Origin of the sequence: Streptomyces bambusae, from assembly GCF_019400985.1 — a bacterium.
GTDB classification, from domain to species: Bacteria; Actinomycetota; Actinomycetes; order Streptomycetales; family Streptomycetaceae; genus Streptomyces; species Streptomyces bambusae_A.
Genome location: NZ_WTFF01000010.1, coordinates 37,689 through 59,074 on the forward strand (window position 1 = coordinate 37,689; position 21,386 = coordinate 59,074).

Consider the following 21,386-nt stretch of genomic DNA (forward strand, 5'->3'; position numbering starts at 1 on the left):
CGGAGCGGCTGCGCGCCTACTCGCTCGCCGTGGGAGCCAGCTCTGCGACGAGGCGTGCGGTCATCGGTGTCTCGATCCTGTGCGTGGCCGCGGCCCGTAGGACGGCCCCGCCGATGGCGTCGAGTTCGATCGGGTGGCCGTTCTCCGCGTCGCGCTGCATCGAGGACTTCATCGTCTCGGGCGCCCGGTCGAAGAAGGAGAGCACGGCCTCGGTGGTCACCGGTGCGCCCGCTGCGCGCGCCACGGCGGTGATCTCGTCGAGGACGGCGAGCAGTTCCGACCGCCGTTCGTCGCGGATGACACCCACCGTGGCCTGGTGGCGCGTGGTCAGCAGGGCGAACGGAGCGAGGAAGGAGAGCTTGTCCCAGAGCATCGCGCTCTCGTCGGTGCGCAGGGTCACGTCGAGGCCGGCGTGACGTAGGCGGGATGCGAGGGCGTCGAGCGGGGCGGCCAGTTCGAGGGCGGCGAAGGGGCTGGTGTGCGCGATGCGCCCGGGCGCCGTGCGGGTGGCCTCGACCCTGATGGTTCCGGCCACGACCTGGCCGGCCGGATAGCGTCGGCGCAGCGCTGCGACGTGGTCGAGTCCGTTGAGCAGCGGTACGACGACACCGTCGCCGAGGACCTGCGGCGGAACACGGTCGAGGGCGGCGGGCAGGGCGGTCTGCTTGACGGTCACGAGCGTGACGTCGACCGGTTCGCGCAGCGACGTGTCGGCCTCGACCGGAGCGGTGAAGTCGCCGTACCGCGCGCTCCGGACGCACAGACCGTCACGGCGCAGCACAGCGGCGGTCTCCTCTCCGGCGAGGCAGATGACGCGGTGCCCGTCGCGGGCCAACAGCGCGCCGAGCAGGCCGCCGACCCCGCCGGGTCCGAGGATGGCCACCGTCATGGGGGTGCTGGTCATGTGAGCTCCTGTTCGTGGGAGACCGTGCCCGTGGGGCGGTCTCCTTCGGTGAAGGCTGTGGCGAAGGCTGTCAGGTCGTCGGCGAACGCGCGACGACGCGTACGGGTGGCGGGGTCGCGGCCGCGGCGGCACGGGGCCGTCCCGGTCATCGGCGGGCGCCGTCGGCCAGGCGGTCGCGCCAGGCCGGGACGAGGGCGGTGAGCATCAGCGCGGCGGTGAGGGCGAAGGCCCAGGGGTAGCCGGTCCGGGCGGCGAGGATGCCGAAGCCGACGGCTCCGACGGCCATGCCCGCGTCGTAGGCGACGTTCCACAGGGCGCTGACGGTGCTGTAGCCGGACTCGGGGACGCGCGCGTACATCAGCGACAGCGTCGCGTTCTGGGTGGCTCCGAATCCGACCCCGAACAGGGCGACGCCCACGACGACGGCGACCGGGCTGTGGGTCAGAGCGGTCAGCAGCGTCCCCGCGGCCGAGACGACCAGGCCGGGCACGACGAGTGAGGCCGGTCCGTGCCGGTCACCGTGCCGGCCCGCGGCCCAGCGGGCCACGGTCGCCGCCGCGGCCTGGACGAACAGGGCCACGGCGACGACTCCGGCGGAAGCCGACGGGACGGCGAGGGGCAGGAAGGTGACGATGATTCCGGCAGCGAGCGCGGTGGCCGAGAAGACGACGACGGGCCGCAGGAGGGCGGCCGTCCGGAACCCGGCCAGCACCCCGATCGACCGCTCGGAGGCCGACTCGCGGTCCGGCACTCCCAGCACCGAGACGATGGCGGCCAGCGCGGCCACCGCGCCGGCGGCGCACACCGGTCCGTACCCGGCGTGCGCCGCCCACCACACCCCCAGCGGCAGGGCCGCCAGCGACGGAACCCCGGACACGACGCCGACCAGCGCCAGCCCCTCACCACGGCGCTCGGGCGGGATCAGCGACGCCGTCAGGGCCCCGCCCGCGACGACCGTGACCCCGAAGCCCAGACCGCGCACGACACAGACCGCCGTGATCCACACCGTGCTCCCGGACACGGTCAGCACCAGCGCGGGCGCACCGAGCAGGACCAGCGCCGCCACCAGCGGCGGGCGGTATCCGAAGCGGGCCACGAGCCGGGGAGCGGCCAGCCCGCCTCCGACCGTCGCGAGCAGCAGCGCACCCGAGGCCAGTCCCGCGGCATGACCGCCTCCGTACGCCTCGGCGTAGCGGGGAACGACGGAGAGCAGCAGGTAGAAGCTCGTCGAGGCGCCGATGACGGAGACGAAGCGCAGCAGCAGGGGACGCGTCACCAGCGCCGGCCGCGAGCCGGCGCCCTCGGCCTGAGAGTTGATCACTTTGGTCACACGGCGAAGCTAGGGGCCGGGTGGACCGCCAGTAAGATCCAATTCCATGCCTCTGGAGTGGTCCGGTCTGTCGCCCGATCTGCTGCTGGTCATCGACCGGGACAGCAGCGAGCCGCTGCGGTCCCAGCTGGAACTGCGGCTGCGGGACGCGATCCGGACCGGGCGGCTGCAGATCGGCGAACGGCTGCCGTCCTCCCGCGAACTCGCGCGGATGCTCGGGGTTTCGCGCGGCCTCGTGCAGGAGTGCTACGCGCAGCTCCAGGCCGAGGGCTACCTCGTGACACGCGTCGGCTCGGCCACCCGGGTCGCCGCCGGAGCGGGCGTCCCGTCGGCGCCCACGTCACCGACCCCGGCATCGCCGTCACCCCTGGTCGCCGACTTCAGATGCGGCGTCCCCGACCTGAGCAGCTTCCCGCTCGCCGACTGGCTGTGGGCCACGCGCGAGGCGGCACGCACCATGCCGACGGCGGCGCTCGACTACGGCGACCCGCGCGGAAGCGCGGCACTGCGCGAAGTCATGGCCGGGTATCTGCGGCGGGTGCGCGCCGCCGCGGCGGACCCGGAACGGATCGTGATCTGCTCCGGCTACGCGCAGGGCCTGGCTCTGGCCCTGTCCGCCCTGGCCAGGACGGGTATCCGTACGGTGGCGTACGAGGACCCCGGCTCACCGGCCACGATCTCCTCCGCCGCGGCCTCGGCGGGCATGTCGGCCACCCCCGTACCGGTCGACGAGCGTGGGATCGACGTACGGGCACTCGCCAGGACCGACGCCCGCGCCGTCGTCCTGACCCCCGCGCACCAGTGGCCCACCGGCGTCGCCCTGGCGCCCGAGAGGCGGCTCGCGCTGATCGAGTGGGCCAGGAGGCGGGACGCCGTCGTCATCGAGGACGACTACGACGCCGAGTTCCGGTACGACCGGGAGCCGGTGGGCGCGCTGCAGGGACTCGCCGCAGACCGCGTGATCTCCATCGGCACCGTCAGCAAGTCCCTCGCGCCCGCGCTGCGCATCGGGTGGATGCTCTGCCCGCCCGCGCTCACCGAACTGATCATCGAGCACAAGCAGTTGAACGACCGCGGGTCCCCCACGCTCGATCAGCTCGCCCTCGCGCGACTGATCGAGTCCGGCCGCTTCGACCGGCACCTGCGCCGGATGCGGACGACCTACGCGGCACGTCGTACCGCCCTGGTGGCAGCGCTCGCCGAACACGCCCCTGCCGTCGTGGTGACCGGTCTCGCGGCAGGCTTCCACGCGGTGGCACACCTCGACGGACCGGCCGACGAGCAGCAACTCGTCTCCGCCGCCCGCGCCCGGTCCGTCGGCCTCTACGGCATGAGCACCTGCCGCTCCTCGCACGCGACGGAGCCGGTGCAACTGATCCTCGGGTTCGGCAACGTCGGCGAACGCGCCGTCACGGCAGGCATCGCGGCGGTCGGCGGCCTGCTCAGGGGCCGATAGCCCGCGTCACGTGCCGGTTCCCCCGCCTGCAGGGGACACTCTGTTCGGGCGGCCGCCTCACAGGGCCGCGCCACATGTCCTGCTCTCCAGGTGAACGGAGAAGTTCGTTGGAAGCCGAACCCGCTGGATCGCAAGGAACGCTCCTCTGGTCCGGGCAGCTCGGTCGCCTGCGGGCGGAGCTCTGCCAAGTCGGCGACCATCACATGCTCGCCATCGGCGAGCGGCGGATCGTGTTGAAGCCCGATGCGGTGGTGCGGCACCGCACCGGCTGGCTGGGACGGCGACTCACCATCGAGCAGCCCGGCGAGGCGTCGTTCACCCATCGTTACCGGCTGCCGTGGGCCTCCCAGCTCGCCCCGCTGTGGGAGGCGACCTACGACCGCTGGTCCGCAGAGGCCGACGACCCCGGACTCGTCCTGACCGAGCTGCTCGGTGGCACCGACGACTGGCGGGAGGCCCCGGCCGGCAATTGATCCCGTGGTGGGGCGAGGAGAGCCGGCGGATGCGGCCTGGAAGCGGACAGCCCTCGGCAACGCCAGTTCGCCGCCGTCCGGGGTGCGCATGACAGTGGGCGGAGCGGGAAGGCGCAGGGGCGACAGCGAGTACGCGGTCCTTCGTTTTCACGTCAAGAAGGCCGCGCACGGAGTGTTACGAAGGAAGTGGAGAGTGTCATGAACTTCCCGGTTCGACGAGGTTCCGGCGACACGATGTGGCGCCGCCACGGCTGGGGCACGATGGATCCCTGGCACGACTTCGAGTCCATGTGGGACCAGATGGGCCGCTTCCTGGAGCAGGCCGCGACCCCCACCATGGCCGCCCACGGCTGGACGCCCATGGCCGAGGAAGAGGAAACCGACGACGCGTACATGATCAAGGCCGAGATGCCCGGCATCCCCCGCGAGAACATCGCCGTGGAGCTGGACGGCAATGACCTGTGCATCACCGGCGAACTCGACGAGAAGTCCGAAGGCAAGATGCTGACGCACCGCAAGGGCAAGTTCTCGTACCGCACCACCCTGTCCGGCGGCGTCGACAGCGACAAGATCGAGGCCAGCCTCGACAGCGGCGTCCTGACGGTCCGCATCCCCAAGTCGGGCGAGGCCAAGCCGCGCAGGATCGCCATCGGAGGCGGCGGCGACGAACCGCCCGCATCGCCCTCATCGCCCTCATCGCCCTCATAAGGATCGCGACGCCGTGCCGGTCGCGTGGACCACGTACTTTGCCCCGTACAGCCGCAGGAGGCAGCCCATGGCGAAGGCGAAGAAGGGAGCGGCGCTGGCGGAGTACCACCGCCGCCGGGACTTCTCGAAGACCGCCGAGCCGCGGGGCGGCGACTCCGGCAGCAGTGGCCGGCCGCCGTCCTTCGTGGTGCAGATCCACGACGCGACGGCGATGCACTTCGACTTCCGGCTGGAGGTGGACGGGGTGCTGAAGTCATGGGCGGTCCCCAAGGGGCCGTCCAGCGATCCGCACGACAAACGGCTGGCCATGCCCACCGAGGACCACCCGCTGGAGTACCGGGAGTTCGAGGGCGAGATCGCCGAGGGCGAGTACGGGGCCGGGACGGTGATCGTCTGGGACGAGGGTACGTACCGCAACCTCTCCGCCGACCGGCGCGGTAGCGAGGTCCCCTTCGAGCAGGCACTCGCCGACGGCCACGCCTCGTTCTGGCTCGACGGCCACAAGCTCCACGGAGGCTGGTCGCTCACCCGGTTCCGCCCCGGCAGCGGCGGGCAGCGGGAGGCGTGGCTGCTGGTGAAACGCGACGACCAGCGCGCACACAAGGACGGCGGCCCCGACCCCCGGCGGGCCCGGTCGGTGCGCACCGGCCACACCTTGAAGCAGGTCAGCACCTTGAAGCAGGTCGACAAGGAGCAAGCCGCCGGGAGGAAGCGGTGAGCGCGACGAGGAAGATCCGGGCGGGCCGGCGCACCGTCGAGGTCAGCCGGCCGGAGAAGGTCCTCTTCCCCGAGGACGGCATCACCAAGGCCGACCTCGCCGAGTACTACCGCACCGTCGCCCGGCGCATGCTGCCGCATCTCCGTGGCCGCCCGCTGATGCTGGAACGGCACCCCGACGGCATCGGCGAGCCGGGCTCCGGATTCATGCAGAAGGACATCCCCGAGCACTTCCCGGACTGGATCCACCGCGCCGAGCTGCCCAAGGAGGACGGGACCGTCACCCATGTGCTGTGCGAGGACACCGCGACCCTCCTCCACCTCGCCGACCAGGGGTGCGTCACCCCGCACCGGTGGCTCTCCCGGGCCGACCGGCCCGACCACCCCGACCGGCTGGTCTTCGACCTCGATCCGCCCGGCGACGAGTTCCCGCTCGTACGGGAGGCCGCGGGCCGGCTCCACGAGTTGCTGGAGGAGCTGGAACTGCCCTCGCTGCTGATGACCACCGGCTCACGCGGCGTGCACGTCCTGGTCCCGCTGGACCGGCGCGCCCCCTTCGACGACGTACGCGCCTTCGCCGCCGACGTCGCCGGCGTCCTCACCGAGCGCCACCCCGACCGGCTCACCACCGCGGCGCGCAAGAAGGACCGCGGGGACCGGCTGTACGTCGACATCCAGCGCAACGCCTACGCCCAGACCGCCGTCGCGCCCTACGCCGTCCGGGCCCGCCCCGGCGCACCCGTCGCGGCGCCGCTCTCCTGGGCGGACCTGGAGGATCCGGATCTCGACGCACGCCGCTGGACCCTCGCCGACGCCGACCGGCTCGTCAAGGACGACGACCCGTGGAGCCCCGCCCCGCGAGCCCGCTCCCTCAGCCCGGCCGTGAGCCGCCTCCAGGACCTCGCCCGACACCCCCGCCCTCACCCTCACCCTCGCCGCCGATCGGCATGAACCCGATGCACTCGACGTCGATCTGATCGGCCAGCTCGCACAGCACACCGGCCAGCGCCCGCATCGTCCTCGCATCGAGATCCGTGTCACCAGCCTCTTCCGACTGAAGCCACCCGGCCGCGACACGGCGCAGCAGATCGGTGAGCTCGTGGGCGGGGATCAGCAGAGGGCCACCCGAGGCGGAGACCACCGGTATCGAAGCACTCATCGTGAACCAGCCTCACCGCCCCGTACGGGCCTCAGACGCTCGCTCGGCGTCGGCCTTCAGGTACTGCCCGGCCCAAGGCGTCGTCGGGCCCGACGGTCACGGGCTGGGCGCTGCCTGCCTCCGCACAGCGGCTACCCGGTACGGGGACCGGTACGCACTCCGCCGCCCGGATGGCGTTCCTTCGGCCGGCGACGCCCGCTGCCGCCCGCGGAGTGGGGCGGGGACCAGCGAGCCGGCGGGCTTACCGCGACGGTGCCACGGGAACAGAGGCCCACCAGGTCGAGGGGGCCACGGCCGTATAGCCCAGCGACTCGTACAGCGGCCTGCCCAGCTTCGAAGCGGTGATGGTGAGCGGCAGGTCCGCCAGGTGGGCGAGGGAGCCGAGCATGACGGCCCGCCCCACACCACGCGACCGGAACGCCGGCGACGTGCCGACCCAGTAATGGCTGCCGATGCCTTCGTCCACGACGCTGACGCAGGCACCCGCGGGCACACCATCGTACGAGGCGACGAATACGTCCACGCCCGGCTGCTCGATCAGCGGCATCGGGAACAGCTCGCCGGGGCGGTAGGGCTGGAATCCGGCCAGCTCGAAGCCCTCGATCACGATCCGCTCGGCCGCCTGGAGGTCCTCGGGCCGCCGTACCCGGATCACCTCCAGCACCGGTTCGCCGACGTGCCCGGGCGGGCGCAGCATGACCGGCATCTGCCAGCTGCGCATGCCCAGGTGGCTCAGGTCGGTCGAGCTGAACGGATCCTCCGCGTTCACCGGGCCTGCGGCTCGGCGAGCCAGCTCGCTCAACTCGGCCAGTTCGCCCGGGTCGAGGTCGGACTCCTGAATCAGGATCCGCAGGCCGGCGCGCGCGTCGCCGTCGACCGCGACGAATCCGCGGCGCCGGATGACCTCATGCCCCCGGCACCGGCCGGTCGCGATCCAGAAAGCGGCGGAGTTACGGGCCTGACGCATCGGCGCCTCGGCCACGGACACGGACATGGGCACGGCCACGGCCATGGGCTGGTCGGCCGAAGTGGATCTTGTTGTCATTGCGCCCAAGGTACTGCTCGATCGCCCCATCACACGGGCCAATTCCATGCGCGCCGACTGGGCCACCTTCGGGCCGGGCCACCTGGCGAGCACTGGTACGTCCGGGACCTGCGCAGCGCTTCCTGAATGCACCGGGTGGTTCCACCGGCACGGGTCGTACGTCCGGATGGTCCGGGAAACCTGTCACGACCCGGTGTAGCGCCCCGGCCGGTGGTTGAGGGCGAGGACGACGTTGAGGACGACGGCGCCGGACGCGGAGAGGAGGACCTTGGCGGGGGAGACGACCGCGAGGGACGCGGCCACGACGATGACGTCGAGGGCCATCTGGACATATCCGGCGCGCAGACCGAACCGCTCCTGCATGATCAGGGCGAGGATGTTGAAGCCGCCGAGGCTGGACCTGTGCCGGAACAGGACGAGGAGCCCCACACCGGCGAGCAGGTTGCCGACGAGCGCGGCGTAGACCGGGTCGATGTCGATCTGGGTGATCTCGGCGGGGTGGAGAGAGGCCATCAGGGAGACGAGGCCGACCGACAGCGCGGTGCGGATCGTGAAGTCCCACCCCTTCTTCCGGACGGCGAGCGCGAAGAAGGGCAGGTTGACCGCGAGGAAGACCACCCCGAACGGAACGTCGACCGCGTAGCTGAGCAGGAGCGCGAGGCCGGCGGTGCCGCCCGTGACGGTGCCACTGGTGCGCAGGAGGAAGAGTCCGAAGGATGCGAGGAGGGTTCCGGTGAAGATCCCCAGAACGTCCTCGATCAGACCGTGCTTCGTCCGGCCGGCGGCTGTCGGGGTCGCGGTGGCTGAATCGGTCATGGCGACCATGGTCGAAGCGAACCGGACGGATTCACAAGCTCCGGGCTTTGAGCTGGGACGGATGCACGCCCGAAGGGAGAATCCAGGGCAGAATGACAAGCGTGACGACGATCGACCCGCTCAGTGCCCAAATCCTGCTGGCTCTCGACGATCACCCGAGCGCCACGATCTTGCAGCTGGCGAAGGTTCTCGGGGTGTCCCGCAACACCGTGCACGCACGTCTTCAGCGGATGGAGCGCGCCGGCCTGCTGCTCGGATTCAGCCAGCGCGTGTCACCGGCATCCATGGGCTACACGCTCGTCGCGTTCGTGTCGCTCGCGATCAGCCAGAGCGAGGGGGCCAGCGCGATGAGCCATCTCGAGGACATTCCGGAAGTGATCGAGGTGCACGCGACCACCGGCGAGGCCGATCTGCTCGCCAAGGTCGTCGCGCGGGACACGGCGGATCTGCACCGCATCAACCAGACCATCCTCGGCATCGACGGGGTGGTCCGCTCCAGCACCGCCGTATCGCTCTGGGAGGCGATGCCGAACCGGACCCGCGCCTTGCTCGAGTCGGTCGCGCGCTCCGGCTCCTGACCTCAGGAAGGCCGAGGAGCCGGGCCCGGGCACGGGGCAGCTTCGGCTCCCTCGCCGCCGGTGGGCCGGACCGGTGATGTCGGGCCCGCCCAGGCCCTCGGCAGTTGTGCGCGCCGGGCGGGCGGTGACTCAATGGCCATGGTGGCGGCCACCGCCTGCCGGTGAGGAGAGGGAGCATGTCCCAGGTCGAAGTGAACGGCGTCGAGCTCTTCTACGAGGTGGGCGGGGACGGCGATCCGCTGGTCCTGGTGCACGGCTCCTGGGGCGACCACCACAACTGGGCTCCCGTCCTGCACGCCCTCGCGCTCAGGTACCGGGTCCTCGTCTACGACCGGCGGGGGCACAGCCAGAGCGAACGTCCGCCGGGGCCCGGAACCCGGTTCGAGGACGAGGAGGACCTCGCGGCGCTGATGGAAACCCTGGGGTTCGCGCCGGCGTACGTCGCGGGAAACTCCTTCGGCGCCTCGACCGTACTCGGCCTGGCCGCCCGGCGCCCCGAGCTCTTCCGCGGTCTCATCGCCCACGAACCCCCGCTCATGGGCGTCGTGGCCGACGACGCCGAGCTCCAGCCTCTGATGGCGGCCGCCGGAGAGAAGATCGAATCCGTCCTCGAACACCTCCGGTCGGGCGAAACCCTCGCAGGTGCGCGCCAGTTCGTGGACGAGGTCGCCTTCGGGCCCGGGTCCTGGGAGCAACTGCCCGACCGGATCCGCGAGACGTTCATGACCAACGCCCCCACCTTTGCCGACGAACAGGCCGACCCCGGTTGGGCCGACCTCGACCTCGTCCGCCTCTCCGGCTACACCGGGCCCGCCCTGCTGACCAAGGGCACCGACAGCCCGCCCTGGTTCGCCGCCATCACCGCCCGGCTGTCCCGCGCACTCCCTCAGGCACAGACTCACACCTACGACGGGGCCGGTCACATCCCCCACGTCACCCACCCGGACGACTACGCGAACCGCGTGACCACCTTCATCGAAACCAACCGGCGCCCTTCCTGACGGCCGGCCGGCGCCGAGCGGCGCCGCCGACCCGACCCACGCCGAGGCGGGACGGGCCCGTCCGGGGCCGTCCCGCCTCCGCTGCCGTGGAGCGGGTCGTACCGGCCCCGTCAAAGTCCCGTACGTGACACGTCAGGATCACCGTCCGACGGTCCTCAGGCGTCTAACGTCGGCGGCATGGGACGAGGTTTCACGGGGCCCGCATCCCGTGACAACGCAGCGAACTCACGGCAGCCGGGAGCGCCCGGGCCTCCCGGAACCTGGGCGGAGGACGTCCACTGGGCCGGTGAACGGCGCACTGCGGTCGGGGCCGCGGCGCTCCTGCTCGCCATGATTCTCGCCATCGACGCTGCGGCCGGGTCACTCACCTGGCTGCGGTCCACCGGATGGACCGCACTGGCCGTACTGGTCTTCGTGATCCTGCTCCCGCCCCGGATCTCCGCACGACCAGGCGCGTTGTCGGCCCGCGGGCTCCTCACCGAGCGTGCCGTCCGCACCGACGCACTGGTCTCGGTCCGGTGGCACGACGGGATCGCGCAGCGCATGATCCTGCGTGACGCCGATGGACGACGCATGGAGATCGACCCGAACGTCCTTGTCCGCAACCCCGCGCTGTGGCACCGGGTCGACACGGACTCCCAGATCAGCCTGGAGCGCGGCACGCTGCTGTGCGGCGCCACGGCATTGCGCCAGCTGGCCCAGCGGGTCGACCGCGAGACGGCCCGGACGGTCTTCCAGATCTCCGAGCTCGACTGAACGCGCAAGCAGGGCGCGCAAGCAGGGCGCTGCCGCTGTTCGCGACCCCGGCCTGATCCCGGCCTGATCGTCCCGACGCCTCTCTTCGGCGCACCCGCCGCGCGCGTACGGCAGCGGTTGCATACGCTCGGCCCGTGTTCAACGTGACCGGTCTGCTCAAGCGCCTGCTGATCGGCCAGGCCAAGCGCAGCGAGGAGCTCGGCGAGACCCTGCTGCCCAAGCGCCTCGCCCTGCCCATCTTCGCCTCCGACCCACTGTCCTCGGTGGCGTACGCAACGCAGGAGATCCTCCTCGTCCTGACCCTGGGCGGACTGGCGTACCTGCACTTCACGCCGTGGATCGCACTCGCGGTCGTCTCGCTGATGACCGTGGTGGTGCTGTCGTACCGGCAGGTCGTCCACGCCTATCCCAGCGGCGGCGGCTCCTACGAGGTCGCCTCGGTCAACCTCGGACCCTCGGCCGGTCTCGTCGTGGCCGCCTCACTGCTCGTCGACTACGTCATGACGGTGGCGGTGTCGGTCGCCTCGGGCGTGGACAACATCATCTCGGCGGTGCCGGCCCTGGCCGAGCACCGCGTCGGCCTCGCCCTCGGCTTCGTCGCCCTGCTGACCGCCATGAACCTGCGCGGCGTCAAGGAATCCGGACGCGCCTTCGCCACCCCCACGTACCTGTTCATCGGCGGCGTCCTGATCATGGTCGGCACCGGCCTCTTCCGATACCTCATGGGCGACGCGCCCGTCGCGGAGAGCGCCGCCTACGGAATCGAACCGGAGCCGGCCGACGCCAACCTGGCCGGCTTCGCGATGCTGATGCTCGTCCTGCGCGCCTTCTCCAGCGGCTGCACGGCGCTCACGGGCGTGGAGGCGATCTCCAACGGTGTGCCCGCCTTCCGCAAACCCAAACCCCTCAACGCCGCCCGGACCATGGCGGCCATGGGCATCATCGCCATCACCATGTTCGTCGGCGTCACCACCCTGGCGATCATCACCAAGGTCCACATCACCGACGACCCCTGCCGACTGACCGGGCTGGCGGACTGCGCGTCGTACACCCAGCGCACCGTCATCGCGCAGCTCGCGGCCTCCGTCTTCGGCGGCCCGGACAGCTTCGGCTTCTACTTCATCCAGGCCGCCACCGCCCTGATCCTGATCCTGGCCGCCAACACGGCGTACAACGGCTTCCCGCTGCTCGCCTCGATCCTGGCCCAGCACCGCTATCTGCCGCGCCAGCTCCACAACCGCGGCGACCGGCTCGCGTTCTCCAACGGCATCATCGCCCTGGCCGTGGTGGCCGGCGCCCTGCTGTACGGCTACAAGGCGAACGTCACCGCCCTGATCCACCTCTACATCCTGGGCGTGTTCACCTCCTTCACCCTCTCCCAGGCGGGCATGGTCCGGCACTGGAACCGCGAGCTGCGCACCGAACAGGATCCCGCCGTACGCCGCCGCCACCAGCTCACCCGGACCATCAACGGCGTCGGTGCCTGCGTGACCGGACTGGTCCTCGTCATCGTCCTGGCCACGAAGTTCACCCAGGGCGCCTGGCTGGCCGTCCTCGCGGCGGTCGTGCTGTGGGTGACGATGCGCGCCATCCGCCGCCACTACGACCAGGTCTCCGCCGAACTCGCCTCCACCGACCCGCGGGCCGAGATCGCCCCGCCCTCCCGGGTCATCGGCATCGTGCTGGTCTCCACCATCCACAAGCCGACCCTGCGGGCCCTCGCCTACGCCCGCGCCATCCGACCCGACCGGCTCGAAGCCCTCACCGTCGCCGTCGACCGCGAATCCGTGACCGACCTCAAGAGGCAGTGGGAGGAGTACGAGATCGAGACCCCGCTCAAGGTCCTCGACTCCCCCTACCGCGAGATCACCAAGCCGGTCGTGAACTACGTACGCTCCATCCACCGCAACAGCCCGCGCGACGTGGTCAGCATCTTCATCCCCGAGTACGTCGTCGGCCACTGGTGGGAGAACCTCCTGCACAACCAGTCCGCCCTCTGGCTCAAGAGCCGGCTCCTCTTCACCCCCGGCGTCATGGTCACCAGCGTCCCCTGGCAGCTGACCTCAGCCGGCCGCGCCGACCACCCCGCACCCCGCGCCCCCGGCGCCTACCGCCGCGGCGAACCCGTCCGCGAAGCGGCCGGCACCAGGACCACGACCGAGTGACGCGTCAGGACGACGCCGGTGCGCGCGAACTCGGCATCTCCGTACGGACCTACCGCGGCCACATCGCTCAGCTGCTGCGCCGCCTGGGCGCGACCAGCCGTGCCCAAGGAGTACTCGCGGCCCGCGACCGGGGATGGCTCTGACCTCGTCCTACGACGGCTGCGCCGGCGGCTGACCCGCCCAAGGTCCAGTCCCGCAGGCCCGGCTCCCGGAACGCGCCGCCTTCCTGGCCGGTATCGGCGAAACCGGCGACCGGGTCCGCCGGCGCCGGCCGGCCCGGCGAGGTGCCGGGCACACCATTCCGCCACCCGAGTGGTCATGCACACCACAGAAACGATCAGGCTCGCGCCGGGGGCAGGCGCCACGAGTTTCCCGTGGAACGTTGGTGCCGCGCCCGCCGGAATGGCCGGCGGGACGAGAGAACGGAGCGAAGCCATGAGCACGACCACAGGGCTGCCCAATGGCGTGGTAGTGATCAGCCCCCCTGAGGGTTCGCCCTGTCCCCCGAAGACGCTCGGCCTTTGGCGGCACTACGACCGCGGGGGCGAGGGGTACGGAATCGGCGCCGGCCACAAGGTGGACCTCAGCCTTCTGCCCCTTCCCAACGGCGACAGCATGTCCAGGAACGTGTCGTCCTGGGAGAACCGCACGGACAGCAACGCGAAGCTGATCAGCAAGAACGCCACGCGCATCCTGAGGGCCGGCGACAAGCTCGAAGAGCCCAGGGAGCACAACGACACGGTGGAACGAGTCGAGTGGGAAGTCTGACCCCGCCCGTCTGACGCGTGGGGCGGGCCGGCATCCGTACCGGCGCCCGCCCCACATCCATGCGCTCCGACCCGGATTCGCCCGGGCCGGCCGAACCCGAGGGCGCCTCGGTCTCCTCGAACCCGCCTGCCGCATCGTGTCACCGATCGCAGTCGGAGCGGCACAATTCCGCGCCCATAGTGCGCTGTTATGGAGATCCAGTAGCCTTTGGCACCGCCGCCGCAGCGGCATACTCCCCCCAACATATCCGCCGCCGGAAGCAACGGAATATCCGAATGTCATGCCCGCGTCACCCCGCGCGGGCTCTCTCCCCACTCCGAGGTACACCTCACCGCCACGGAGGTGTCCCTCTCCCCACGGAGGCACACCATGAGATCCCCACTCGCGGCGCGGCGCCGGCTCGGTGCGGCGCCCGTACTCCTCCTGTCCGCCCTGCTCACACTGCTCACCCTGCTCGCCCTGGTCATCGTCCCCGCCGCGCACGGGTCCGACGAAAACACCTCGGCGTGTGCGCTCCGGGGGACGACCGGCTACACCGACGAGGGCCAGCAGACCGACTACAACCGGTTCCAGAAACCGGTGGGCACCAAACGCGTGGGCGTCATCTACGTCGACTTCCCCGACGCCGTCGGGACCACCACGCCTCTCGATCGCTACTACGACCAGATATCCGGCGCCGCCGACTGGATGTGGAAAGCATCCAGCGGCAAGACCTGGCTGGACATGCGGGCCCCGTACGGCAACTGGGTGCGCATGCCGAAGAATTCCACCGACTACAACTGGGCTCGCGGGTTCAGCTGGGACACGCACCGGGTATATCTGAAAGACGCGCTCGCCGGCGCTGCCGGCGCAGGCGTCAACCTCGCCGACTACGACATGTTCTACGTCGTGCCGACCAGCACCGCGGCCGCGATCACCCACACCCCCACCTGGGTCCAGGACCCCGCCAACCCGACCTGGGTCTGGAACAGGGCGACGAACGCCTGGGTGATGATCAAGTGGGCGGTGACCTTCGGACAGGACATGTGGCACTGGGGCCACAAGGTCGCCGACCACGAGACCGGCCACACCTTCGGCCTGCCCGACCTCTACGCCTTCAACGGCGCGCAGCACCAGTACGTCGGCGGCTGGGACGTCATGGGCTACGTGAGCGGCCCGGCCCCGCAGTTCCTCGGCTGGCACGCGTGGAAGCTCGGATGGATCACCGACAGCCAGGTCTCCTGCCTGTCCGCGAACGGCACGTACGCCACGAACCTGAACGGGGTGGAATACGGCGGCAGCGGCTACAAGCTGGCGGTGATCAGGACCAGCGCCACCACGGCCTACGTCGCCGAGTCCCGCAAGGCCGCCAACAACGACGCAGGCGCCTGTGCCACCGGCGTACTGATCTACAAGATCGACACCTCGGTCGCCAGCGGCAGCGGACCGGTCCGCGTGGTGGGCAACCCCAAGGCCGCCGCACCCACCGGGAACTGCACCAGCCTGGACATGCAGACCTGGAAACCCGGCCAGACCTTCCAGGACGACACCGCCCGCATCCGCATCCACGTGAACGGCTCCGACGCGTACAACGACACCGTCTGGACCTACAAGTGGTGACCGCTTGACGCTTCTCCCCCGTAAACGGGGGAGATTCCCACCGTGCCGCCGCTGTTTCCAGCACGTGCGTAGTGGTTCCTGCTTCATCACCCGCTGCCCGGCGTGCCGGGTCTTACATGGGCTCCACGAGGCGTTTTACGTGTCCGGGCGTCCCTCGGCCACGGTGCGCCGTCCTTCACGGCGGATGTTGAGTTCGGCGTTCTCGTCCCGGTCGTGATGTGCCCCACAAGAGCACGTCCACTTGCGGATCTTGAGTCCTTCCAGTCCCTTGGGGCCTTCGATGCTGCCGCAGGCCGAGCACAGCTGAGTGGACGGGAAGTACCGGCCCACCTTGGCGAAGTCGCGCCCGTACCGGTGGCATTTGGCTTCCAAGGTGCGGGCGAACATGCCCAGCGACTGATCGTGGGCGGACTTGGCGCGCTCGCCTTTGGCCATGCCCTTCACGTTCAGGTCCTCCAGATACACGGCTTGGCTCTCGCGCGTGATCTGGGTGGTTTCCTGCTCGATGAAGTCGCGGCGCTGGTCCGCGATCCTGGCATGTACCTTGGCAATGGCCAGCTTGGCCTTGCGCCGGTTGTTCGAGCCCTTCACACAGCGCGACAGCTTGCGCTGTGCGCGACGCAGCTTCTTCTCCTGACGGCGGAAGAACTTCGGAGAGGCGATCTTCCGGCCCCGCAGCACCGCATAGGAGGACAGGCCCAGATCGATGCCGGTTTCGGTCTCGTCCCAGTCCAGTTCGGGCAGCGGCTTGTCCTCGGTCTCCACCACGAAGCTGGCGAAGTACCTGCCGGAGGCGTCTTTGACCACCGTCACCGAAGTCGGATCGGAAGGCAGACTGCGGGACCAGCGCACAGAACTGGCAGACATTGCATGTTCCTGCTGCACGCCCACTTGGTTTTCGTGACGAAATACCGGCACACGGTGTTCACCGACCGGCACCTTCGCCGGATGGAACAGATCATGCGGGACGTCTGCGCCGGCTTCGAGGTGGAGCTGAAAGAGTTCAACGGCGAGAACAACCATGTGCACCTGCTGGTGAGCTTCCCGCCGAAGGTGGCCCTGTCGAAGCTGGTCAACTCCCTCAAGGGCGTCAGCTCCCGATACATGCGCCGGGAGTTCCCCGAGCTGGAACGGCACTACTGGCGTGCGCAACGGCTGTGGTCCGGCTCCTACTTCGCCGGTCGGTCGGCGGGGCCCCGTTGTCGGTCGTCCGTCAGTACATCGAGCAGCAGAACCGCCCGGCGTGAGTTGAGGTCCCGGAGGCGGAGCGAACTCCGGCGCTATGCGCCTCCGGGCCGAGGATGGCCTTCACCACCGGGCTGAAGCCCGGTGCACTGGCCAAGTCACCGGTAGCGCGAAATACCTCTGGGGCTGCCCGCCGGAAGTCGACGGGCAGCCCCACCCCGTCTGTGACGCAAGTGCGCGGGTGGGGGTGGTGCGGCGGGCGGGGCGCGGCTGCGGGTGCTGAGCGCCCGCGGCCGCCGCATCCGGCTCACAGGGTGAGTAGGGCGCGGCCGGCGGCCTTGGGGTCGGCGAGTGGTCTGAGGGCGAGGCGGACCAGGGCGAGCGGGTTGTCGTCACCGGCGATCCGGTTGGCGCTGAGCTCGCCGCAGGAGGCGCACTGGTGGATGATCAGCCACTCGCCGTCCGGGCGGACGGACATGCCCAGCGCCTCCATCCGGCCGCGGCAGTCCGCGTCGCGGTCGCCGGGGATCTTCCGGTCGACGTGCAGGCTGGCCAGGCAGTTGGGGCAGTGGTTGCGGTGCGCGGTGCCGGGTGCGTCGAGGGAGACGTCGAGGCGGCATGACGTGCACCGGAAGTCGTTGGCCCGGTGCCCGCCCTGGGTGTGCAGGACGTCCTTGCGCCGCTGCGGACGGCGCCGCCGGCGACTGCTGTTGCTGTTGCGCGACATGGCGGTCTCCTTCCTCGTCCGGGCGGTCAGAGAGTTCCGAACGCTTCGAGCGGGAAGGGCGGTTGGGCGAGCGGCCGGACCGCCATGCGCATCAGGATGAGCTGGTTGTCGTCGACGCAGACCGGGTTCGAGGTGAGCTCGTCGCAGCGCACGCAGCGGTGGATCACCATCCAGTCACCGGTGCGGAGCACGGCGATGGCGATCGGCGACATCCGGCCCTCGCAGTCACTCGGACCGCCCTCGACGTGGTCGAGGACGTGCCGGGAGTGCAGGCAGGACGGGCAGTGGTTGCGCGGCGCGCCGTCGGCGGCGTACGCGGACACGGTCAGGCCGCACCACGCGCAGGCGAAGGTGCCGAGGCTGAGGGTGTTGGTGGTGTTGGTGTTGTGGTTGGTGTGGCTGGACACCCGGGGTGCTCCTTGCTGAGAAGTCGGTCATGACAGCAAGAGCAGGCCGAGTGGCCTCGTCAGAGAGCAGCCCGACAGCGCCGTGGAACGGCGAACAGGCAGGTCAGAGCACCGGATGACACGTCCGGCAGCAGCCCGGAAGAACGGGCGGCGGAAGGCGGCGGACGGTTACGCGGTACGGCGAGGCGCACTCGGCGCGGGCCGGGTCATAAACACCCTTTTCCAGGGCACACAGGCCCAGAACGAAGCAGAACGACCCGGCCAGGCTAACAGCACGCCGTCCGGGGGCGTCAACGCATTATTCGGCGCACCCCGGCACACCTCGGCATGCTTCGACGTACTTCGGCGTACGCGCTCGGCCCCGGCGGCCGCGCTCTCGCCACCGCAGGCACGCATCACGCCTATGGGAGTTGCCATGCACAAGGGATGGGCGAAATCCTGGACCGGACCCGGATCGCCGGCGAAGCCGCAGCCATCACGCGCAACCGCACGAGGCCCGGCCGGACGCGGCCTGACCCTCCACCCGAGGAGCCCCGAACCATGCCCGCGCATGCACCCGACTTCGAGGAGTACGAGGGGGAACCCCGCCGGTTGCCGCCCATGCCCGAACGCACCCCCCAGGCGCTCCGGTTGGCCATTCAGGAACACGCCCCGCATCTCCTCCCGGACTTCGAAGCCCACTGGAAGCGCGTCGTCGGCAACGCTTTCAGCGTCACGCCGGTGCCGGCCTTCATGCGCCTGTGGTGGACGCAGTACGCCATAGCGCGAGATCCCGCCCTCGACACCCACATGCGCGATCTCGAAGCTCGCGCCGCCACGTCCGAAGACCCCGACGAGTCCATGCGGCTTCTGGAGGAGTACAGCCGTCTTCGGCATGAAGCAGCCGAGAGGGAGCCGGCGGGTCGCTAGCAGAGCCTTCGTACGGTGAACTCGTTGCCGTCGGGGTCGAGCAGTAGCGCCCGGGCGGTGTCGCGCTCGCCCTCGGCGGGGGTGGTGCGGGTTGCGCCGAGGGTGGTCAGGCGGGCGAGTTCCGTCTCCCAGTCGGCGTCGGCAGGGAGTGCCAGTTCGAGGTACAGCCTGTTCGTGCCCGTCTTCGGGGCCACCGGAGGGCCGCCCCACGTGATCTTCGTACCGCCGCTCGGCGACTGGATCGCGGTCTCCTGGTCCTGGTCCCAGACCAGCGGCCAGCGCAGCGCCCTGCTCCAGAAGTGGCCGACCTCCCGCGTACCGTCGCAGGCCAGCGCTCCGATGACGCCGGTGCCGGCGAGGAAGGCGTTGCCCGGCTCGATGACGCAGAACTCGTTGCCGTCCGGATCGGCGAGGACCACGTGCCCGTCGTCCGGGGACTGGCCCACGTCGATGTGCTTCCCGCCGAGTTCCAGCGCCCTGGCCACCGTACGCCGCTGGTCCTCCGGGGAGGTGCTCGTCAGGTCGAAGTGCGCCCGGTTCCGGCCCGTTTTCGGTTCCTGGCTCGGCAGGAAGCGGATGCGGAAGCCGGCGGGGTCGGGGGGCAGGATCGCGGCACCGCCGTCCGGGCCGCCGTCCGGGCCCTCGGCCGGCCTCCAGTTCAGGAGCTCGGACCAGAAGCGCGCCAGGTCCGACGGGCGGGTCGCGTTGAAGCAGATCGCGAACAGTTGGCTGGTCATGTCCCGGGCATCTCCGATCCGCGGACGGGCGGGGCAGGCGCCCTGCCTCCCCGCGGGCGCAGCCTAGGGACGGCCGGGCGGCTCCCGCACCCGAGTTTCCGTGATTCCGTGATTCCGTAGCCGCCGCTACCGCGCGTCGTGCGGCGGGCGGTGGTGGTCGGTCAGGACGGTGAGCAGGTGGGTGAGTTCGTCCGCCTGGTCGGGGGTGAGGGGGGCGAGGAGTTCGCGCTGGGCGTCCGCGATGAGCGTGTCGAGGCGCTCCAGGCGGCGGCGGCCGGCGGGGGTGAGGGTGATGACGTTGCGGCGGCGGTCGACGGGGTCGGGTTCGCGCCGGATGCATGCGGTGTCGGCGAGCTCGTTGAGGACGGCGACCATGTCGCTGCGGTAGATGCCGGTGCGGCGGCTGAGTTCGGCCTGGCTGGCGGCGCCGGCCTCGTCGAGCGCGACCAGCGCGGCGAAGTGCCATTTGTGAGCGCCTTCGGCGGCCAGCCGCTCGCCGACGAGCCGGTCGGCGGCGAGCGCGGCCCCGGCGAGCAGGCGGCTGGGGATGGCGCGCAGCCGGGCCGGGGTGGGCTCGGGGGTCGGGCTCATGGTCAACATCCTCCACCTCTTGCGTTAGTTCCACTAACAGTCTACCTTCGTTAGCGTCACGAACGTTTGGATGGCGAACGAATTTCGACGAATCTTGAACGAATCTCGAAATCTTCCGGGAGTGAAGACCGTGATCAAGCCGTTCCGCATCGACATCCCCCAGGCCGACCTCGACGACCTGACCGACCGCCTCTCCCGTACCCGCTGGCCCAACGAGGTCGCCGGTGCCGGATGGGACTACGGCTTCCCCCTGGCGCGGCTGAAGGAGCTCGCCGAGTTCTGGCGCACCGGCTACGACTGGCGCGCGCAGGAGGCCGAGCTCAACAAGCTTCCGCACTTCACCACCGAGATCGACGGCCAGGACATCCACTTCGTCCACGTCCGCTGCGCGAAGCCGGACGCGCTCGCGCTGGTCCTCACCCACGGCTGGCCCGGTTCGTTCCTGGAGTTCCTCGACGTGATCGAGCCGCTGTCGCGCGACTTCCACCTGGTGATCCCGTCCATCCCGGGTTACGGCTTCTCCGGGCCGACCCATGAGCGCGGCTGGGACATCGTCCGCGTCGCGCGGGCCTGGGCCGAGCTGATGCGCCGTCTCGGCTACGAGCGCTACGGTGCGCAGGGCGGGGACTTCGGCGCGGGCATCTCCCTGGCGCTCGGCGCGGTGGCACCCGAGCAGGTCGTCGGGGTGCACGTCAACTACCTGCCGACCCGGCCGGACCCGGATGCCGGCGTCGAACTGTCCGACACGGACGAGGCCCGGCTGGACAAGGTCCGCCAGCTGATGGCGAACCGCCCGCCGTACCAGGCCCTGCAGGCCACCACCCCGCAGACCCTCGGCTACGCGCTGACCGACTCGCCGGTCGGCCAACTGGCCTGGATCGCCGAGCGCTTCGCCCACTGGACCGACCCTCGCTCGACGATCAGCGACGAGCGGATGCTCACCGACATCTCGCTGTACTGGCTGACCGCCACCGCCGCGTCCTCGGCGCGGCTGCACCGCGACACGCCGCGGGCGAACCTGCCCTGCCCGGTGCCGGTGGGCGTGGCGGTGTTCGCGTACGACATCACGCAGTCGGTACGACCGCTTGCCGAGCGGATGTACGACATCAGGCACTGGTCGGAGTTCGAGCGCGGCGGCCACTTCGCCGCGATGGAGGTGCCCGAGCTGCTCGCCGAGGACGTCCGGGACTTCTTCCTCACCGCCTGAGCCGGGCGGGGCGGCGGGCTGGGCGATGGCCGCGCCCCGCCGGCGGGGGGCGAAGGGGGGCGGAGGCGGGGGCGTGGCGGCGGGTGCGGTGTCGCGCCCCACCCCGCGTGGTGGGCGGGCGCGCGGCCGGCCGCGCGCGCCCTGCCCT

24 protein-coding genes and 1 pseudogene are annotated in these 21,386 nt (G+C 70.7%); 15 read left to right on the forward strand and 10 right to left on the reverse strand.

From position 1 onward, the window contains the following. Nucleotides 1–16: 16 nt before the first annotated feature. Both GPJ59_RS03275 and GPJ59_RS03280 read right to left on the reverse strand, forming a co-directional pair. Nucleotides 17–904, reverse strand: a complete 888-nt coding sequence (locus GPJ59_RS03275) for a ketopantoate reductase family protein (protein ID WP_258023787.1) — start codon at nt 902–904, stop codon at nt 17–19. 145 nt (nt 905–1,049) lie between these two features. Then, the gene (locus GPJ59_RS03280; protein WP_308120102.1) at nt 1,050–2,234 is read right to left on the reverse strand and encodes an MFS transporter; all 1,185 of its coding nucleotides are present in this window, start codon (nt 2,232–2,234) and stop codon (nt 1,050–1,052) included. Between the two features lie 46 nt (nt 2,235–2,280). Between GPJ59_RS03280 and pdxR the strand changes: the two genes are divergently transcribed. The 5 genes from pdxR (at nt 2,281) to ligD (ending at nt 6,539) form a co-directional block, all read left to right on the forward strand. Next, complete coding sequence (gene pdxR / locus GPJ59_RS03285) at nt 2,281–3,690, forward strand: MocR-like pyridoxine biosynthesis transcription factor PdxR (protein WP_219664799.1); 1,410 nt, start codon at nt 2,281–2,283, stop codon at nt 3,688–3,690. 203 nt (nt 3,691–3,893) lie between these two features. Further along, entirely contained in the window at nt 3,894–4,163 is a 270-nt protein-coding gene (locus tag GPJ59_RS03290; RefSeq protein WP_219664800.1) for a hypothetical protein, read from the forward strand. 198 nt (nt 4,164–4,361) lie between these two features. Further along, the gene (locus GPJ59_RS03295) at nt 4,362–4,871 is read left to right on the forward strand and encodes an Hsp20/alpha crystallin family protein (protein WP_219664801.1); all 510 of its coding nucleotides are present in this window, start codon (nt 4,362–4,364) and stop codon (nt 4,869–4,871) included. 67 nt (nt 4,872–4,938) lie between these two features. Then, a complete protein-coding gene (locus tag GPJ59_RS03300) occupies nt 4,939–5,589 on the forward strand; it encodes a DNA polymerase ligase N-terminal domain-containing protein (RefSeq protein ID WP_219664802.1) in 651 nt (216 codons plus the stop codon). Then, nucleotides 5,586–6,539 carry a non-homologous end-joining DNA ligase gene (ligD, locus tag GPJ59_RS03305; protein WP_219664805.1) on the forward strand — a complete coding sequence of 318 codons (954 nt, stop codon included), beginning with the start codon at nt 5,586–5,588 and terminating at the stop codon, nt 6,537–6,539. The genes GPJ59_RS03300 and ligD overlap by 4 nt, the downstream gene beginning before the upstream one ends. On the opposite strand, the gene GPJ59_RS03310 is transcribed toward ligD, so the two are convergent. The 3 genes from GPJ59_RS03310 to GPJ59_RS03320 form a co-directional block, all read right to left on the reverse strand. Continuing rightward, the gene (locus GPJ59_RS03310) at nt 6,460–6,747 is read right to left on the reverse strand and encodes a DUF6213 family protein (RefSeq protein WP_219664808.1); all 288 of its coding nucleotides are present in this window, start codon (nt 6,745–6,747) and stop codon (nt 6,460–6,462) included. The genes ligD and GPJ59_RS03310 overlap by 80 nt on opposite strands. 241 nt (nt 6,748–6,988) lie before the next feature. Further along, nucleotides 6,989–7,792, reverse strand: coding sequence for a GNAT family N-acetyltransferase (locus tag GPJ59_RS03315; protein ID WP_219664810.1), 804 nt, complete (start codon nt 7,790–7,792; stop codon nt 6,989–6,991). A gap of 183 nt (nt 7,793–7,975) precedes the next feature. Then, complete coding sequence (locus GPJ59_RS03320; RefSeq protein WP_219664812.1) at nt 7,976–8,608, reverse strand: YitT family protein; 633 nt, start codon at nt 8,606–8,608, stop codon at nt 7,976–7,978. A 92-nt stretch (nt 8,609–8,700) separates the two neighbouring features. Here GPJ59_RS03320 and GPJ59_RS03325 point away from each other — a divergent pair, with 92 nt between their 5' ends. The 7 genes from GPJ59_RS03325 to GPJ59_RS03355 all read left to right on the forward strand — a co-directional run bounded on the left by GPJ59_RS03325 (nt 8,701) and on the right by GPJ59_RS03355 (nt 15,475). Further along, complete coding sequence (locus GPJ59_RS03325) at nt 8,701–9,186, forward strand: Lrp/AsnC family transcriptional regulator (RefSeq protein WP_219664814.1); 486 nt, start codon at nt 8,701–8,703, stop codon at nt 9,184–9,186. 176 nt (nt 9,187–9,362) lie between these two features. Next, a complete protein-coding gene (locus GPJ59_RS03330) occupies nt 9,363–10,187 on the forward strand; it encodes an alpha/beta fold hydrolase (protein WP_258023788.1) in 825 nt (274 codons plus the stop codon). A 330-nt stretch (nt 10,188–10,517) separates the two neighbouring features. Next, entirely contained in the window at nt 10,518–10,943 is a 426-nt protein-coding gene (locus tag GPJ59_RS03335; RefSeq protein ID WP_219664815.1) for a hypothetical protein, read from the forward strand. Between the two features lie 134 nt (nt 10,944–11,077). Continuing rightward, nucleotides 11,078–13,108: an APC family permease gene (locus GPJ59_RS03340; protein WP_219664817.1), complete on the forward strand. Its 2,031-nt coding sequence runs from the start codon at nt 11,078–11,080 to the stop codon at nt 13,106–13,108. Beyond that, complete coding sequence (locus GPJ59_RS03345) at nt 13,105–13,251, forward strand: hypothetical protein (protein ID WP_219664820.1); 147 nt, start codon at nt 13,105–13,107, stop codon at nt 13,249–13,251. The genes GPJ59_RS03340 and GPJ59_RS03345 overlap by 4 nt, the downstream gene beginning before the upstream one ends. Before the next feature lie 292 nt (nt 13,252–13,543). Further along, a complete protein-coding gene (locus GPJ59_RS03350) occupies nt 13,544–13,876 on the forward strand; it encodes a hypothetical protein (protein ID WP_219664822.1) in 333 nt (110 codons plus the stop codon). A 369-nt stretch (nt 13,877–14,245) separates the two neighbouring features. Then, on the forward strand, nt 14,246–15,475 hold the full coding sequence (locus GPJ59_RS03355; protein ID WP_219664825.1) for a peptidase M6: 1,230 nt from the start codon (nt 14,246–14,248) through the stop codon (nt 15,473–15,475). 135 nt (nt 15,476–15,610) lie between these two features. Here the strand turns inward: GPJ59_RS03355 and GPJ59_RS03360 are convergent, their stop codons facing one another. Next, the gene (locus GPJ59_RS03360; RefSeq protein ID WP_258023789.1) at nt 15,611–16,342 is read right to left on the reverse strand and encodes an RNA-guided endonuclease InsQ/TnpB family protein; all 732 of its coding nucleotides are present in this window, start codon (nt 16,340–16,342) and stop codon (nt 15,611–15,613) included. A gap of 3 nt (nt 16,343–16,345) precedes the next feature. On the opposite strand from GPJ59_RS03360, the pseudogene tnpA reads away from it, so the two are divergent. Beyond that, a pseudogene (tnpA, locus tag GPJ59_RS03365) lies at nt 16,346–16,722 on the forward strand (IS200/IS605 family transposase). A 245-nt stretch (nt 16,723–16,967) separates the two neighbouring features. On the opposite strand, the gene GPJ59_RS03370 reads toward tnpA, so the two are convergent. Both GPJ59_RS03370 and GPJ59_RS03375 read right to left on the reverse strand, forming a co-directional pair. Further along, nucleotides 16,968–17,387, reverse strand: coding sequence for an RNHCP domain-containing protein (locus tag GPJ59_RS03370; protein WP_219664826.1), 420 nt, complete (start codon nt 17,385–17,387; stop codon nt 16,968–16,970). Nucleotides 17,388–17,413: 26 nt separating this feature from the next. After that, the gene (locus tag GPJ59_RS03375; protein ID WP_219664828.1) at nt 17,414–17,794 is read right to left on the reverse strand and encodes an RNHCP domain-containing protein; all 381 of its coding nucleotides are present in this window, start codon (nt 17,792–17,794) and stop codon (nt 17,414–17,416) included. Nucleotides 17,795–18,334: 540 nt separating this feature from the next. Here GPJ59_RS03375 and GPJ59_RS03380 point away from each other — a divergent pair. Next, nucleotides 18,335–18,703, forward strand: coding sequence for a DUF6247 family protein (locus tag GPJ59_RS03380; RefSeq protein WP_219664842.1), 369 nt, complete (start codon nt 18,335–18,337; stop codon nt 18,701–18,703). Here the strand turns inward: GPJ59_RS03380 and GPJ59_RS03385 are convergent. Together GPJ59_RS03385 and GPJ59_RS03390 are read right to left on the reverse strand one after the other, a co-directional pair. After that, complete coding sequence (locus tag GPJ59_RS03385) at nt 18,700–19,440, reverse strand: VOC family protein (protein ID WP_219664830.1); 741 nt, start codon at nt 19,438–19,440, stop codon at nt 18,700–18,702. The two genes, GPJ59_RS03380 and GPJ59_RS03385, sit on opposite strands and share 4 nt — an antisense overlap. Before the next feature lie 126 nt (nt 19,441–19,566). Continuing rightward, the gene (locus tag GPJ59_RS03390; protein ID WP_219664832.1) at nt 19,567–20,031 is read right to left on the reverse strand and encodes a MarR family winged helix-turn-helix transcriptional regulator; all 465 of its coding nucleotides are present in this window, start codon (nt 20,029–20,031) and stop codon (nt 19,567–19,569) included. A 130-nt stretch (nt 20,032–20,161) separates the two neighbouring features. Here GPJ59_RS03390 and GPJ59_RS03395 point away from each other — a divergent pair, with 130 nt between their 5' ends. Then, nucleotides 20,162–21,238, forward strand: coding sequence for an epoxide hydrolase family protein (locus GPJ59_RS03395; protein ID WP_219664843.1), 1,077 nt, complete (start codon nt 20,162–20,164; stop codon nt 21,236–21,238). The last annotated feature ends 148 nt before the right edge of the window (nt 21,239–21,386 follow it).

What these genes read in the sequence shown, in the direction of transcription:
- GPJ59_RS03310 (WP_219664808.1), bottom strand. Translation starts at nt 6,747, where the DNA reads ATGAGTGCTTCGATACCGGTGGTCTCCGCCTCGGGTGGCCCTCTGCTG.
- GPJ59_RS03350 (WP_219664822.1), top strand. Translation starts at nt 13,544, where the DNA reads ATGAGCACGACCACAGGGCTGCCCAATGGCGTGGTAGTGATCAGCCCC.
- pdxR (WP_219664799.1), top strand. Translation starts at nt 2,281, where the DNA reads ATGCCTCTGGAGTGGTCCGGTCTGTCGCCCGATCTGCTGCTGGTCATC.
- GPJ59_RS03370 (WP_219664826.1), bottom strand. Translation starts at nt 17,387, where the DNA reads ATGTCGCGCAACAGCAACAGCAGTCGCCGGCGGCGCCGTCCGCAGCGG.
- GPJ59_RS03380 (WP_219664842.1), top strand. Translation starts at nt 18,335, where the DNA reads ATGCCCGCGCATGCACCCGACTTCGAGGAGTACGAGGGGGAACCCCGC.
- GPJ59_RS03385 (WP_219664830.1), bottom strand. Translation starts at nt 19,440, where the DNA reads ATGACCAGCCAACTGTTCGCGATCTGCTTCAACGCGACCCGCCCGTCG.
- GPJ59_RS03355 (WP_219664825.1), top strand. Translation starts at nt 14,246, where the DNA reads ATGAGATCCCCACTCGCGGCGCGGCGCCGGCTCGGTGCGGCGCCCGTA.
- GPJ59_RS03295 (WP_219664801.1), top strand. Translation starts at nt 4,362, where the DNA reads ATGAACTTCCCGGTTCGACGAGGTTCCGGCGACACGATGTGGCGCCGC.
- GPJ59_RS03290 (WP_219664800.1), top strand. Translation starts at nt 3,894, where the DNA reads ATGCTCGCCATCGGCGAGCGGCGGATCGTGTTGAAGCCCGATGCGGTG.
- GPJ59_RS03335 (WP_219664815.1), top strand. Translation starts at nt 10,518, where the DNA reads ATGATTCTCGCCATCGACGCTGCGGCCGGGTCACTCACCTGGCTGCGG.
- GPJ59_RS03360 (WP_258023789.1), bottom strand. Translation starts at nt 16,342, where the DNA reads ATGTCTGCCAGTTCTGTGCGCTGGTCCCGCAGTCTGCCTTCCGATCCG.
- GPJ59_RS03320 (WP_219664812.1), bottom strand. Translation starts at nt 8,608, where the DNA reads ATGACCGATTCAGCCACCGCGACCCCGACAGCCGCCGGCCGGACGAAG.
- GPJ59_RS03390 (WP_219664832.1), bottom strand. Translation starts at nt 20,031, where the DNA reads ATGAGCCCGACCCCCGAGCCCACCCCGGCCCGGCTGCGCGCCATCCCC.
- GPJ59_RS03315 (WP_219664810.1), bottom strand. Translation starts at nt 7,792, where the DNA reads ATGACAACAAGATCCACTTCGGCCGACCAGCCCATGGCCGTGGCCGTG.
- GPJ59_RS03300 (WP_219664802.1), top strand. Translation starts at nt 4,939, where the DNA reads ATGGCGAAGGCGAAGAAGGGAGCGGCGCTGGCGGAGTACCACCGCCGC.
- GPJ59_RS03330 (WP_258023788.1), top strand. Translation starts at nt 9,363, where the DNA reads ATGTCCCAGGTCGAAGTGAACGGCGTCGAGCTCTTCTACGAGGTGGGC.
- GPJ59_RS03275 (WP_258023787.1), bottom strand. Translation starts at nt 904, where the DNA reads ATGACCAGCACCCCCATGACGGTGGCCATCCTCGGACCCGGCGGGGTC.
- GPJ59_RS03325 (WP_219664814.1), top strand. Translation starts at nt 8,701, where the DNA reads ATGACAAGCGTGACGACGATCGACCCGCTCAGTGCCCAAATCCTGCTG.